Raw genomic sequence first — 14,617 nt, 5'->3', positions numbered from 1 at the left:
GACAGGGGTCTTTAAGATTTAGCAGTAAATATATCTGCAATTCCAAACATCTATAGCCCATTCACAGCATTGTCCATCTTCGTTGGAAGTACAGCATACTTTTCCCCAATTTAAATCTCCGGCTTTTAAACTCTTTAATTCCTGACGGTTCAATTTTTTTACTTTGATTTCTTTGTACGTTTTCATAATTGTTATTTTTTATGGTTTAGTTATTAAATATACATTAAAAATCACAATTATGAATAAACATTCAATACCAAATACTTGATTAAGTATATATAATATTAATTATTAAAGATAAATTTTGAGAATATGATGAAACACCCCGGCAAAAGATCAAAGAATTTTTGCCACCATTCCAAGGGAGCCGAATTCTTACGTCTTTAGTTGGGATATTTGTTAAGATTAGATGAGCTTGATCTCTACTTACATTTTTCGGAGTTCAAGGATTTCCGGTCTTTCGGAGGTATCTGATATTTTTCCGGTGCGGGCAAATTCAGCCCAGAGCGCTCTCAGTTTTTTACCATTCTCATGAATACGGCTCCATGGAATATCTTTCAGCAATTCGGAAGATTTCCAGGCTGATTCATTCCCGAAAATTAAAGGAAGATCAATACAATGCGGTGCTCCGATATGATTGTCTTTCAGTTTTGAATGAATTCTGAATAGATAGACATTTCCACCGGCATCCGCCAGATTCCGGGCAAACTGTCTTGCTGGATTTCCATAGATAAGCGCAGTCGTTTTTTCAACCGTTTTATCCATAATTTTTAAACCTAATCCTTTTCCGAAATATTTATTTAAAGCCTCTGAGGTTTTAAGATAGAATGCCGTTTCATCATTATTTAAACCAATCAGGACATCAAATTTCTGAGCATTTTTTTTCCACATTTCCACAGAATCTTCTTCTTTACACAAAGGAAAATGTCCGTATTGAGTTCCGAAAGGCATCGCAGCTTTCAAACCGTATTTTATTACGGAAGGCACAAATGCTTTGTACTCATCCATCATTTTTAAAACATCGGTTTCCTCTTTCAGCACTTCTGTTTTTTTCAGAAATTCTGCAGACATTTTTTGTCTTTTATGACGTAATCCTAATGGAGCACTCTGGATGATCAAGCGCTGGAACAAATCCTCCACTCCTTCTGATATCATTAAATGGGCAATAGCATCACCTCCTGAAGACTGCCCGAGAAGGGTGATATTTTTTTCATCACCTCCCAGATCTGCAATATTGTTTTTAATCCACTTTAAGGCTTCAATGATATCCAGCAATCCAAGATTGGCAGGCCTTTTTTCATCACCACCTAAAAAACCAAATAATCCTAAGCGATAGGAAACGGTAACTACAATAATATGTTGCTCTTTCACCCATTCTGCAGGATCAGCAGTGGCCAGATCTCCACAGCCTATTTCATGAGAGCCTCCATGGATCCAGACAACAACAGGGAGTTTTTCATTTTCAGATATAATTTGCGGCCGGGTTATGGAAAGATACTGGTTAGATTCATCTGCTTCAAAACTTTCAACAGGTGTCGCTCCGATCATTTTTTCTACAAGCGGACTTAAAGCCTGCGGGCACACCGGAGTTTTTCCCGGAGAAATAATGATTGAAGATAAAGAAGCTTCTACGGCGACTGGTTTTTTAAATCTTTCAGAATAGGCGTACCGGATACTTTTAATCCTTATAATTCCTTGTTCATTTAGTGCTGTAATTCTCCCGAATCTGGTATTAAAAACAGTAGTGTCTTGGTGATTTGGTGTCATCTTAAAACTGTGAAAACTTTTCTCTTTAAATTTAATTATTTAAACACAAATTTCACAAATGAGTACATAAATATTCACTATTAATTATGGTATCATTGGTGGAAAGATTAGTGTTATTCGTGTTAAAAATAATTTAGCCATCCATTCCGCAAATGCAGGCACAAATATTCACAAACAACATTGTGTGATTAGTGAAAAAATTAGTGTGACTAGTGTTGAAAAAATCTAAACACAAATTTCACAAATATGAGCACTAATATCCACAAACCATTATTGTGTGATTCGTGTAAAAATTAGTGTTATTCGTGTTAAAAAACTAGTTGAGGGTTTTATATTCGCTGGGAGAAATTCCTACTTTGGTTTTGAACAGCCTTGTAAAATGCTGTGGATATTTAAAGCCCAGATCATAAGAAATTTCACTGATTGTTTTTGCCTGATACAGAATCTGTTCTTTGGCAATATCAATAAGTTTATTGTGGATAAATTCCTGTGCGGAAATTCCCAGTTCTTTTTTTATCAGATCTCCGAAATAATTGGCAGAAAGATTTAGCTTTTCCGCAAAATAGTTCACCATAGGAAAACCTATATTCTTCGGATTTTCAGATTTTAAATAATCATCTACCAGATTTTCAAATTTACCGATGACACCCTGATTGATATGATCTCTTGTAATAAACTGACGGTCATAGAAACGCATACAGTAGTTCAGAAAGAGTTCAATATTATTAACAATTAAAGATTTACTGTGTTTATCAATAGACTGTTCCAGTTCCAGTTTAATATTTTTAAAGCAATCCAATACCACTTCTCTTTCTTTTTCTGACAGGTGAAGGGCTTCATGTACATCATAGGAGAAAAAAGAATAATCTTTCATATTCTTTCCTAGATTGGTTCCTTTTATTAAATCCGGATGAAAAATCAGGGCAAAACCTGCAGGCTGAACAAATCTGTCTTTATTATAAATTCCATAGGTCTGGCCGGGAGCAATAAAAACTAATGTTCCTTCCTGATAATCGTAGCTGTGTTTTCCGTATTGCATATCACCACACATGACGTCTTTCAGAAAAACGGTATAAAACCCGAATTTTCTTCTATACTGACAAATAGGATCAGACTTGGAAAAATCAATGATACTTACCAGCGGATGCAGGGTTTCATGATTCGCCATTTTATTATACTCTGAGACCGTGTTATAAATTTCAACCTCCTGATTTTCCATGAAGTATATTTTTATTGCTATTCAAAATTACCACTTTCATTTGTAACTGAAATGGTGCCTGTAAAATTGGTAAGTAATTCGGTAATCTGTATAAGTTTTGTTTACAGGAAAGTTTCGACTTTTGTATCGTTATAGAAACTTTTAATACGGACATTCCTCAAAAAGGGAAAAGCTTTTTCAGATGAGTTCTGTTAAGGAACAGCATAGGTTCATATTGAATATCATAATTTATAACCCTAAATAAACTAAATATAAAAATGAGTACAATCACAGTAAAAGCTTATGGTGCAGCGTCTACCACAGCAGATCTGAAAGAAATGAATATTGAAAGAAGAGAGGTAACCGCAAAAGATGTAGAGATTGAAATTCTATATTGTGGAGTATGCCACTCTGACCTTCATACCGCAAGAAACGACTGGGGTGGATCTTTGTATCCTGTAGTTCCGGGACATGAAATTGTAGGAAGAATTACCAAAGTAGGAAGTGAGGTTTCCAAATTTAAAGCGGGAGATCTGGCAGCAGTAGGATGCATGGTGGATTCATGCGGACATTGTGACAGTTGTCAGCACGATCTGGAGCAATATTGCCAGAATGGATTTACAGGGACTTATAACGGAAAAGATAAGCACCTTGGAGGTCATACTTTTGGAGGATATTCTCAAAAAGTAGTTGTTGATGAACATTTTGTTTTAAGTGTTCCTGAAAATTTAGATCTGGCAGCAGTAGCACCCCTTCTGTGCGCAGGAATTACCACATGGTCACCGTTAAGACACTGGAACACTGGTCCGGGTTCAAAAGTAGCCGTTGTAGGATTAGGCGGTTTAGGTCATATGGCTATTAAACTAGCAAAAGGACTGGGAGCAGAAGTTACTTTATTCTCAAGAACTCCGGGAAAAACGGATGATGCGAAACAACTTGGAGCAGATCACGTTGTAATCTCTACGGATGATTCCCAAATGGATGCTGTAAAAGGTAAATTTGACCTTATCATCGATACGGTACCTTACGAACATGACATCAATCCTTATATGCAGACTCTTTCTCTGAACGGAACTCTGGTTCTTGTAGGATTCGTTGGTGAATTTCAGGAAACGCAGGTAAGTACAAGACCTATGATCTTCCAACGCCGTTCTGTAGCAGGATCTTTGATCGGAGGTATTGCAGAAACCCAGGAACTGTTAGATTTCTGTGGAAAACATAATATCGTATCTGATATCGAGCTGATTAAAATGCAGGATATCAACAATGCATATGAAAGAATGCTTAAAAGCGATGTAAAATACCGTTTCGTTATTGATATGCAGTCTTTATAATTCTTCTATAAAATAGTAACAGAAACAGGTTCTTCAGATTGAAGAGCCTGTTTTATTTTTTCAGGTTTTGGCTAAAAGCATTTTGATCCTGATTCGTTATATATCTGTTTCCTTCAGCACATTTATTATCATTTCTTTCCATATCCTGAAAAGCCCATGCTGCCATGGCATCAATCACGGGAGCCAGTTCATTCCCTGCTTCACTCAGTTTATAGGTCACATGAGGTGGCACTACAGGTTTTGCTGTTCTGATAATGAGTCCGTCTGTTTCAAGCTGTTTCAAATGCTGGATAAGCATTTTTTCTGTTACAGCAGGAATTGCTTTTTTCAATTCGCTGTATCTTTTTTCTCCTGTGGAAAGATTGAACAGGATAATCGGTTTCCAGAATCCTCCAATTCTTTCCATAACGTACATTACAGGACAATCCTGCACTGTTTTTTTATTCTCCTGAATGGTTGAACTTTCTTTAATCGCTGTCATATCTACATACTTTAGGGTAAGTACTTGTATAAAAGTAAGTACAAATATAACTTTGTTCTCAGAAATAAAAAATATTTACATATGAAAATTATAATCACAGGCTCACTAGGAAATGTAGCTAAACCATTAGCACAAAAGTTAATTGCCGACGGGCACAATATTACCATAGTAAGCAGCAGCGATGCCAGAAAACAGGATATTGAATCTCTGGGTGCAACTCCGGCCATTGGGTCTATCACAGACGTTGATTTTTTAACGCAAACATTTGATGGAGCGGATGCAGTTTTTGTGATGACCCCTCCAGCGATCAGCCCGGATAAAATTGTGGAAAACACGACCAATGCAGGAAAAAATTATGCTGAAGCTTTGAAAAATACGAATGTAAAAAGAGCCGTCATGTTAAGCAGTGTAGGTGCAGAATCTCCGGTAGAAAACGGTCCTATTGCGGGTCTTCACAATATTGAAAAAATATATAATGAAGTAGAAAACACTTCTTTTACTTTTTTAAGAGCCGGATATTTTTACAATAATTTTTTCAATGATATTCCTTTAATTCAAAATGCAGGAATCATTGGAGGAAATTATCCTGCAGATATTGAAGTACCTGTAGTACATCCCAATGATATCGCCAAAGCTGCCGCTGAAGAATTGGTAAAAGATGAAAAAGCCAACAACATCAGATATATTGTAAGTGATGTAAGAAAAGCTTCTGACTTTGCTAAAGTTTTGGGTTCTGCTGTTAATAAACCTGAACTTCCATGGGTAGAGTTCTCTGATGAAGATTCTTTAAACGGAATGCTTCAGGCGGGATTACCTGAAGATATGGCTAATTTGTATGTTGAAATGGGAAGAGGAATAAGAACCGGTGTTGTACAGAAAGATTTTATTGATCATGGTTCCCCGGTTACAGGAAGTGTTAAATTAGAAGATTTTGCAAAGGAGTTTGCTTCTCAATTTTAATTTCTTTTGTCTTGAAACAAAAGAAACAAAAGTTCAAGACTGGAATTAAAATGCTAAAAATAATTTTTGTTCTCTAAAAATTCTAAACTCGCGCGGTTTCACTATTAATTTAGTATCGAATTTAATTCCCGCGCTTCAAACAGTAGAATTTTCTTAACGCTCACAAAACTTATTTTTTTAACGCTTTTAATCCCTAAGTCAATTTATAAAACAAGATTCGGCGCACCTTTGGTGCGCCGAATCTTGTTTTATAATATCTTTAAATCAATACTATTTTTTGTTTTTTAAAGTTCTTTTTAAAACTTTCAGTTTCCCGTCAATAGGCTGATCAATTTTTAATCCTAAAACCTCAGCCACCAAAGGATAAACATTGATATTCGCAAATTCATCAATCACCAGATTGTTTTTAAATTCCGGTCCCCAGGCAAAAAAAGTAGCTTTCATTTCCGGTACCACTTTAGGATTATAACCATGTTTCCCCACTGATGTTTTCTTACCTTTTTCCAGGAAAATCTTTGGTGCTTTCGGAATCAGAAGAATCTGCCCTATTCTGTTGTACTGGTCATCTCTTGTAGCGAAATGCAGGTATCTGGGAAGTTTTTTATCAAGATATACTTCGTAGTCGTCTGTTTTATTGGCTTTCAGTTGTTTATAAACCGCTTTTACTTCATCAGGGTTTTTAACATAAACTCTTAACAAAGTCTGAGAATTGTAAAAATCAAATCTGTTTTTATCAAAAAGAAGAGCCGGAATTTCCAACGGTGTACCTCCATCTACTTTAATCATTCCGTGATCGGAAACAAAAACAAAGTTGACATTTTTTAATCCTAAACCATTTACTTTCTGAACAAGATCACCAATAGCCTGATCTATAAGATGAACAGCAGTTTCCGTTTCTTTGGTATCCGGACCATAATGATGTCCGCTTCCATCTACTTCCGGGAAATATAATGAAATAAAGTGTGGTCTTTTATCTTCCGGTAATTTCAGCCAGTTGACTACTTTTTCTACTTTTTCTGAAGGGGTAAATTTTTCGTGATAAGGATAATAATAAGTAGGTCGCATTCCTCCTGCGTCACTCGCAGATCCTACCCACATTAAAGAGGCAGATACCATTCCCTGTTTTTCAGCAAGCCCCCAAAGCGGAGTTCCTCCATACCAGCTTCCGTCCTCAGCATTTTTCTTACTGCTCATCGCATAGCCTTCTTTTCTCTTATAATCATAGAAAAAATTATCAATCAGGCCATGATGGGAAGGATAAAGCCCTGTGATAAGACTCCAGTGGTTGGGGAAAGTAATACTTGGATAGCTTGGAATCATTGCTTCAGCCTTTACACCGCCATTAGCCAGTTTTAAAAGATTTTCAGCATTATATTTCTTAGCATAATCATAACGGAAACCATCCGTTGATATCATAATCACATAAGGTTTCGACTGTGCTTCAGTACTGTTTTGTCTTCCTGGTATTACAACCTGGGCAGTATCAATATTGGCCTGCTGGGCAAAAGCCGTAAAGGAAATGAGCAGCAGTAAAAAATGGATTCCTCGCTTCATTATTTTAAAAATTTTCGGCAAAGTTACATCCTATCCTTCTCCCTGAAAAGTTTAAGAGATTAAAAGTATATTAAAACCTCTTATTTTGTTTGAATCAAAATTAATCGCTGTTAAATAGACCTTTTCATTTCAAACTGTGACAACCAGTTGTTCAGTCCTACTCTTTCGCTAAGAAACTTATCTGTACTTTCTGAAGAATCATCCACATTGTTTAACGCTATCGCCTGCCCGTGATTTTTTTCTCTGATAGCATTAAAGAGCTTTGTACCAATTCCCTTATTTCTGTAATTCTTATCTACAGCAAACTGGTATACTTTTTTCGATGCAGGACCATAAACAATATATCCGACGAGCTTTTCCCCTTCATAAGCCCCTAAAGTCACATAATTTTCAGGCATCGGTTCCAATACGTAAACAGATCCCTGCCATGAAGGTTCAATATCCCAGAAAGAACATAACAACTCCCATTGAAAGTCTTTCAAATCTCGTATGGATACTTCAGTATTTCCTTTTTCCTGTTTAATATTCCCATTAAAGCAAAGCAGTCTTCTGACAATTGTAAAACCTAAATTTTCATAAGCCCTGATAGCAGGCTGATTTCCTTCAATTACTTCAAGCAGTAAGGTATTGGCATTTCTATCCTTTAAAACAGGAATGATAAAATCGTACATTTTTCTTACCAAGCCTTTACCTCTGCTTTCCGGAACTACTCCAGTACCGCCATTGTAAATAATTTTCTCCCCGTTTTCAATTTTTTCAGACTGAAGAATAAAGCCTACCAGTTTCCCATCTTCAAATGCTCCGGCAGACAAGTTCAGATCTAATTTTTCTGCTGCGATTTTTGAAACAAGTACTTCTTTTGTCAAGTGAAAAGGAACAACATAATCAGAAAATGAGTAATTGAATACGGATAAAAGTTCATCTATTGTGATATCTGCTAAGGTTTTGAATTCCATAGGGTCGTAAAAATTATAAGGTCAAAAAATTTTCCTTTATTAAGAATCATGATCTACACAAATATATGAATTTTAAAGCAAACTCCCTGAAATTGGGACTTTAAGAAAAAAATGATACCCCTGAAAAATCAGAGGTATTCATTATTAAATATTGAGGTGTGTTTTTTCAGAAAAATTACTCTTTGATCAGTTTTTCATAAGATGTACTTCCGTCTTTAAACTGAATTTCAAGATAGTAACTTCCTGATTTCAGATTTTCAATACTGATGCTTTCTCCATCCGGTTTTACTGACAGTACTTTTCTGCCCGTTGCTTCGTAGATATCAACGGATTTTATTTTGTCAGAATTTTTGAAATTAACGGTTGATTTTGCCGGATTAGGATATAGATTTACCTTATTGCTATTGGCTGTAATTTCACTGGTAGATAAAGAGGCAGCTGTCATCGTCAATGTTGCATATCCTCTTCCTGCATCATGGTATCCTAAAGAAGTTCCTCCACTTTTACGGGCATAGAAGATATTGATTGTTCCAGCCGCATTGGCAATGGCAAAATCTCCTGTTCCACCTGTAAGTGACCTTGTTGCTACTACAGTTCTTGTAGATCCGGATACGGTGTTCGAAGTTTCTGTCCAGTCCTGAGATGCATCGGCCGAAGGTGCATTAGGAACATTACTGAACGAATAGTCTCTATTGGCAGAAGAGTTATAAATAAATCCGTCTGATCCAGCAGCCATCCCGGTAGTTCCAAAACCTATTCCCATCATAGAGTTGCTGTCACCTGTTACCGTAATCGTTACTCCTGAAGGAGTTGTATCTAATTTCACCGTCATGGAAGTTGCCGGTAAGTTTACCGTTCCTGACGAAAACTGTGCCAATGCGAAATTGGCAAGAAGTACGCTTAGCGCTAGTAGAGTTTTTTTCATATCAATTTTTTAAAAGATTAATAATTTCCTTGTTATTGGTTTGTAATGCATATTCGAAAGGGGTCATTCCCATTGAATCTTTCTTTGTTTTATCTGCTTTATATTTCAGCAGCTGTTCTACCAAATCTTTATTTCCGGATTTTACAGCCCAGAATAAAGGAGTATATCCTGTTTCATCTGCAATATTGGGATCTGCTTTTTTCTTCAGCAGATGTTCTACAAGGTCTTTGTTGTATTTAATCGCAAGACCTGCCAATGCTGTTCCTTCACGGCTTTTGTAATTGACATCTTTTACATTTTCAATCAGAAAATCGGCAACGTCTGTATTCCCTCTGTAACATGCTAAAATAAGGGGTGAAAATCCGTTCTCGTTGATCTGATTAATCACATCCGGATTTTGCTTCATCAACTCCTGTACTTCAGTTACAGTCCCATTTCTTGCAATATCAAATATTGATTTCGCTTTTTCCTGAGCAGATACTAATGAACTCAGGAACAGTCCTAATATTAAGATGAAATGTCTCATTGTTTTACCATTACATAGTTATATTCAATATTGACATTTTCAGCCACTTTCTTGGTAACCATTTTGGGAATAGTCACTTTATAATCTACAGGTCTTGCTACAAAACCTCCCTGCATATAGATTTTCCCGTCTTTGGCATATAAAGTGGCAGCAGAGGTAACGGCTTTATCTACTCCATGAAAGTTTAATGTTCCCTGCACCGTATATTTCTGAGGACTTGTGGTAAGCTTTGTTTTATCAAAGTTGACAATCTTTCCTTTGAAAGTGGTTTTCGGATATTTTGCAGATTCAGCATAGCTTTCATTGAAATGCTCTTCCATTAATTTTGTTTTAAAATGAAAGTTTTTGACGTTTGAAACTGACGCCATTTCACCATTGTCTGCATTGAGAATGACAACATTGTTGTCATCCTGAGCAAAAATATCATCAAACAGTGGTACCGAAGCTTCAAAAGTTACTTTCCCTGTTTTGGAGCTATATTTTTGTGCTGAAGCGTACCCTGCAGAAAGAAGTAATACGCTTAATAATGCTAATTTTTTCATATCATTTTTTTTAATTTTCATTTAGTCCGTCAGCTTTCCATTTGATAAACATATTGATTTGAGCTGCGGACATAGATCCTCCCTTTGGCATTTTCTCCGGATCACCATTAGGTCTCTGGATACGATCCAGAATTCCGTCAATATTATTTTTTACCTGATCATATGTAACTAAAGGTTTAAAACTTCCTGCAGAATGACAGCCTGCGCAGCTGTTATCCATAATGGGTTTTACATCTGCTGTATATTTTGCAGATGCCGTTATCGGTGTGTTATCAGAAATCTCTTCATACGTTCTGCTGTCACAAGCCGTCAGTATGATTGCTGACGACAATATCAATAAGGATGTTAGCTTTTTCATATTAAAAAACTCTATAAAGATTAAACCCAAAGAAAATATGTCCCTTTCCCCATGCTCCTGTGGCATTGGTAAGATATCCGATATCAGAATTGATCTGGGAGTTTGTGAGTAAAAGCTGAAACACGTGTCCTCCTGTTTCTATATCTACGCCCAATGATAAAGGGTTTTTATAAAAACTGTGATCGTCAAAATTCACAAAGTATTCTGCATTTAAAGAAACTCTTTTTGAGATTTTATAGCGTCCTCCCAAACCTGCCAGAAACTGATTTTTGTTTTCAATGGTCGGTTCGTAAAGGTTTTTATGAACAAAGGAAGGCGTAAGCTGTACGGAAAGCTTATCACTGAATCTTCTTGAGATCAATGCCTGGGTAAGATAAGAAAGCCTGTCACTGAATGTAAGGTGTGGATAAGTATCTTTATCCAGTTCAGTATTAGCCCCCATTACATTATACCCCACAATATCCACCGGAAAGTTTTCACTTTGTTTTACCAGCCTGTACTTCACTGCTCCTTCAAAGGTTTTCATATTTGTTTCTCTGGACAGGCTTACCGAAACAGCATCTGAAATACCATAGATAGCACCTAATTTGGTTGAGGCATTATCCAGTCCGAAGAAATCTTTAAATCCTGCACTTATGTCACCAAATCTGTGGGCAACAATCATGTACCATTCTTTTTTGGCGGCTAGTTTCGTAGATTGTCCTGTTACAATCTGAAGGGCCTTGAAGGCCGGTTGTGAGGTTTCTGTATTGGTTTTAACAGTGTCAATATCTTTCAGCAGATCTTCCTGTGCAAAGACAAGACCTGAAGAAAACATTGACAAAAATAAGAGAGTTTTTGTCATATACAATTTGAATTAAATTATGATACAACAAACTTATTGAGTTCTCAATTCAAAAATAGGTGATAAAAGTCACCAGTCAAATTGTTTTTATCAATGACAGAAATAAACTTTTCAAACAATTGAAATTAGACAATTCTAACATTTTCATTTACAGGAACTTTTATTCCTTCTTTAGTCTGAACAATTTCACCTTCGCTTTCAATTTTTTTCAAAACTCTGCTCACCACTTCTCTGGAAGTTCCCAAACTATTGGCAATTTCACGATGGGTAATCTTAATAGGATTGTTTCCTGTGGATGAAATCTGTTGTTTAATATAGTTCAGAACCCTCTTATCCAGCCTGTGGAAAACAGCATCATTCACCATGTTCATCACTTCTGAAAATCTTCGGTCATATTCATGGTAAAAGAGTTTATTAATCTCCGGAAATCTGGTAAGCCATTCGTGCATAATAGAAACGGGAATAAGAATCGCTTCCGAATCTTCTTCTGCAACGGCATATACCCTGCTGATATAATCTGTCAGAATAGATGAAAAGGTCATCAGACAACTATCTTTCGGTTTAATATAATAGTAGATAAGTTCTCTTCCATCATTGAGGGTAAAAACCTTGATAGAACCTTTTATTAAGAAAGGAACAAATTTATTTTTCTGTCCTTCTCTAATGATTTCAGTCTTTGCTTTTATATCAATAGCAACAGCATGTTTTTCAAGCTCAGATAAAAATTCAGCACCTAAAAAACCAAATTTACTTACAGCGAACGAGTTATCAATCATATCTTATATTTTCTGATTTTTCTTAAACAAAGATATAAAATTGATATATCGTTACTATATATTTTCATCTTATTAAATAAAATTAACAATTAATCCATATTAACATCTTTCTTACATTCATCCAAGAAAAATACCCTGGCAAAAACCAAGGTATTTTATTATCAAACAAGCTTGTAGAGTAAGCTTTTGAATTTAGAATCTGTACTTAACATTGAATCCGTAAAAGAAATATGCTTTTCCTGGTCCCGGATTAAGATCTGTACTTACTCCTTTGGGATAACCATTTCCTGTATCAGAATCATTGATGCTGTTTCCTAAGAACAGGAAGGTATAATTGATCTGACTGGTAAGGTTATTTCCCATCACATATAAATCAAGATCAAAATTATTGAAAGATTTTTTAAATCCTAGCTTGGAATTAAGAAGTCCGAATCCTTTTACGAGATTTGTATTATTAAAATCAGAATATACATTTCCAAGATAATTATAGGTATTTACAAGATAGAACCCCGGTTTGGTAAAGATATCCAATCCAACAGCGTACTTATTTCTTGGTACTCCTACTACTGTCTTATGGTCGTACACCATTAGTTTTCCTACAGTTTTCCCTGTAACAGGATCTTGATATTTAGGATCATAGATTGAAAAATCTTTATATTTTGTATCATAATAAGAAAGATTTACAAAAGGAACAATTCTCTCAATAAATGAGTTCTCTGTTCTGTACTGATATCCTACACTAAACTCAAGTCCTGTATTTTTCTGACTTCCGGTATTAGCCCAGTACGTTTGCCCGCTTGTATTACCTGGTAAAAGCAGCTGTGTAAGTTTATCGGAATAGTCTATTCTGAATGCAGAAATACGGTAATCCAGCTTTGTATTCAGTAAAAGGCCATGTACACTGAAATCAAACATTTTTGCACGTTCAGGTTTTAAATCATCATTCGTTGTATTTGTAGCTGTAATAAATGAAGAAGCTGCCGTAGGAGAATTATAGCCTTCACTGTAGCTTAGATTAAAGATCTGATGCTTCCATTCTTTTTGCAAGGCAAAGTGAGGAGTATAGGCCATGTCATATTTCTTATTGAAAGACTGGTCCTTACGTCCCGCTACCAATCCTGGCAAAGCAAAAAGATCTTTCCTGTCATAGTTGGTTCTGTTACCACTTATTCCGGCTAATAATGTAAGTCCCCAAGGTTTATAAGTAAGATAATCGATCACAAAATAGGTGGATTGGTTATTATTATATTTAAAATATGAGGCACCGTTCATGCCTGTTGTTTGTAAAGGTTCTGTTTCTGAGCCTGTAAACCTGTAACTTGAAGTAGTGGAAACAGAGTTTTGTATTTCTGCTCCAAAATCCAATCGGTTTTCAAAATCATTAAACTCGTTCTTTAAGGTAAAAGTGGAACGCAACCCTACATTCGGAGAACTTGTAATTCCATAAGCTCCTGCTGAAACACTTTCTGTATTTGCATTGTAATAAAACAAGGTTGTATAGTTTCTTAAGTTTGAAGTAAGACTTACTGTATTACTCAATCCTACTCTTGTTGATTTTATTTTTGTTCCTGAATTTTTACGGATATATGCTGGGTTTCCGTTATCTATGCCTGCATAATAATCGTCATATGAAATTTGTCCTGAAGTGTGCTCGTACGAGTAAGCCTGGCTTGCAAAGAAACTTAATTGATCTTTTTTGCTTAATTTCACGGTACCATTTACATTGAAGAAATTTTTCAGTCCTCCTCCATTAGGCCTGTATCCGTCTGTTTCAAGATGTCCATACGCTGCACTTATCGAGTAATTATCATCTGCAACATTCAACTGTGTTCTGGACTGAAAGGTTTTGAAAGCCCCAAACATCGCATTTTCTGAAACCGATGCTCCTTTTGTAAAATCCGGACGGGTATAAAAGCGGACTGCTCCACCTACACCTCCACCGTACATAGTAGCTGCTGGACCTTTGATTACCTCAACATTGGTTACATAAGCAAAATCCACATCATCCAGTACAGTAATCCCTTCAGCGTTTGTTAAAGGTATATTATTCCAATACGCTTTTACTCCCCAATTATTAAATTTCTGATCATTCCCGTATCCTCTCAACACAAGTCTCTGCCCTCCGAAATTTGTTCGTTTATCCACCTGAAGTCCTGGCATGGTAGATAACGTCTGATCTATTGCCGCAGGGTTATTTCTATTAAGATCTTCTTCAGAAAGAGTTTCTACAGATTGTGCATGCCTTTTGAATTCTGCCCGTTCCTGTTTAATTTTTTTTCTGCCAAGGATATTCACCTCATCAATTGATCCTTCCTGTGTCTGCTGAGCATGTGCAATAGTACAGCCTAGCAAAGCTGCAATGCATATATATTTTTTCATTATTTATTTTTTTTACC

Annotated in this window: 15 protein-coding genes; 2 read left to right on the top strand and 13 right to left on the bottom strand. The window is 36.1% G+C overall.

Annotated elements, in window-relative coordinates:
• Window positions 1-18: 18 nt before the first annotated feature.
• The 3 genes from DEU39_RS24460 to DEU39_RS17515 all read right to left on the bottom strand — a co-directional run bounded on the left by DEU39_RS24460 (window position 19) and on the right by DEU39_RS17515 (window position 2,986).
• Window positions 19-186: a hypothetical protein gene (locus DEU39_RS24460; RefSeq protein WP_157885789.1), complete on the bottom strand. Its 168-nt coding sequence runs from the start codon at window positions 184-186 to the stop codon at window positions 19-21.
• A gap of 240 nt (window positions 187-426) precedes the next feature.
• Window positions 427-1,767, bottom strand: a complete 1,341-nt coding sequence (locus tag DEU39_RS17520) for a carboxylesterase family protein (RefSeq protein WP_120232801.1) — start codon at window positions 1,765-1,767, stop codon at window positions 427-429.
• A gap of 316 nt (window positions 1,768-2,083) precedes the next feature.
• On the bottom strand, window positions 2,084-2,986 hold the full coding sequence (locus tag DEU39_RS17515; RefSeq protein ID WP_062675838.1) for a helix-turn-helix domain-containing protein: 903 nt from the start codon (window positions 2,984-2,986) through the stop codon (window positions 2,084-2,086).
• Window positions 2,987-3,243: 257 nt separating this feature from the next.
• On the opposite strand from DEU39_RS17515, the gene DEU39_RS17510 reads away from it, so the two are divergent.
• The gene (locus DEU39_RS17510; protein ID WP_082798841.1) at window positions 3,244-4,299 is read left to right on the top strand and encodes an NAD(P)-dependent alcohol dehydrogenase; all 1,056 of its coding nucleotides are present in this window, start codon (window positions 3,244-3,246) and stop codon (window positions 4,297-4,299) included.
• Between the two features lie 52 nt (window positions 4,300-4,351).
• Here DEU39_RS17510 and DEU39_RS17505 read toward each other — a convergent pair whose 3' ends face one another.
• Window positions 4,352-4,780, bottom strand: a complete 429-nt coding sequence (locus DEU39_RS17505; RefSeq protein ID WP_082798840.1) for a winged helix-turn-helix transcriptional regulator — start codon at window positions 4,778-4,780, stop codon at window positions 4,352-4,354.
• Window positions 4,781-4,861: 81 nt separating this feature from the next.
• Between DEU39_RS17505 and DEU39_RS17500 the strand changes: the two genes are divergently transcribed.
• Window positions 4,862-5,740, top strand: a complete 879-nt coding sequence (locus tag DEU39_RS17500) for an NAD(P)H-binding protein (RefSeq protein ID WP_120232800.1) — start codon at window positions 4,862-4,864, stop codon at window positions 5,738-5,740.
• 270 nt (window positions 5,741-6,010) lie between these two features.
• On the opposite strand, the gene DEU39_RS17495 is transcribed toward DEU39_RS17500, so the two are convergent.
• The 9 genes from DEU39_RS17495 to DEU39_RS17455 form a co-directional block, all read right to left on the bottom strand.
• Complete coding sequence (locus DEU39_RS17495) at window positions 6,011-7,294, bottom strand: ectonucleotide pyrophosphatase/phosphodiesterase (RefSeq protein WP_120232799.1); 1,284 nt, start codon at window positions 7,292-7,294, stop codon at window positions 6,011-6,013.
• A 110-nt stretch (window positions 7,295-7,404) separates the two neighbouring features.
• Entirely contained in the window at window positions 7,405-8,250 is an 846-nt protein-coding gene (locus DEU39_RS17490; protein ID WP_120232798.1) for a GNAT family N-acetyltransferase, read from the bottom strand.
• A gap of 175 nt (window positions 8,251-8,425) precedes the next feature.
• Window positions 8,426-9,175, bottom strand: a complete 750-nt coding sequence (locus DEU39_RS17485) for a DOMON domain-containing protein (protein WP_120232797.1) — start codon at window positions 9,173-9,175, stop codon at window positions 8,426-8,428.
• Window position 9,176: 1 nt separating this feature from the next.
• Complete coding sequence (locus DEU39_RS17480) at window positions 9,177-9,701, bottom strand: ankyrin repeat domain-containing protein (RefSeq protein ID WP_120232796.1); 525 nt, start codon at window positions 9,699-9,701, stop codon at window positions 9,177-9,179.
• Window positions 9,698-10,243 carry a YceI family protein gene (locus tag DEU39_RS17475; RefSeq protein ID WP_120232928.1) on the bottom strand — a complete coding sequence of 182 codons (546 nt, stop codon included), beginning with the start codon at window positions 10,241-10,243 and terminating at the stop codon, window positions 9,698-9,700. The genes DEU39_RS17480 and DEU39_RS17475 overlap by 4 nt, the downstream gene beginning before the upstream one ends.
• Window positions 10,244-10,253: 10 nt before the next feature.
• Window positions 10,254-10,601 (bottom strand): hypothetical protein, encoded by a 348-nt coding sequence (locus tag DEU39_RS17470; protein ID WP_228436824.1) that lies wholly within the window; start codon window positions 10,599-10,601, stop codon window positions 10,254-10,256.
• Window position 10,602: 1 nt separating this feature from the next.
• Window positions 10,603-11,445 (bottom strand): DUF5777 family beta-barrel protein, encoded by an 843-nt coding sequence (locus DEU39_RS17465; RefSeq protein ID WP_120232794.1) that lies wholly within the window; start codon window positions 11,443-11,445, stop codon window positions 10,603-10,605.
• A gap of 125 nt (window positions 11,446-11,570) precedes the next feature.
• Window positions 11,571-12,221, bottom strand: coding sequence for a Crp/Fnr family transcriptional regulator (locus DEU39_RS17460; RefSeq protein ID WP_062675830.1), 651 nt, complete (start codon window positions 12,219-12,221; stop codon window positions 11,571-11,573).
• Window positions 12,222-12,413: 192 nt separating this feature from the next.
• A complete protein-coding gene (locus tag DEU39_RS17455) occupies window positions 12,414-14,600 on the bottom strand; it encodes a TonB-dependent receptor (protein WP_120232793.1) in 2,187 nt (728 codons plus the stop codon).
• Between the last annotated feature and the right edge of the window lie 17 nt (window positions 14,601-14,617).

Source organism: Chryseobacterium sp. AG363 (genome assembly GCF_003610675.1).
Lineage (GTDB): Bacteria > Bacteroidota > Bacteroidia > Flavobacteriales > Weeksellaceae > Chryseobacterium > Chryseobacterium cucumeris.
The sequence above is the reverse complement of the archived record's forward strand: the minus strand, read 5'-3'. Positions and strand labels throughout refer to the sequence as shown.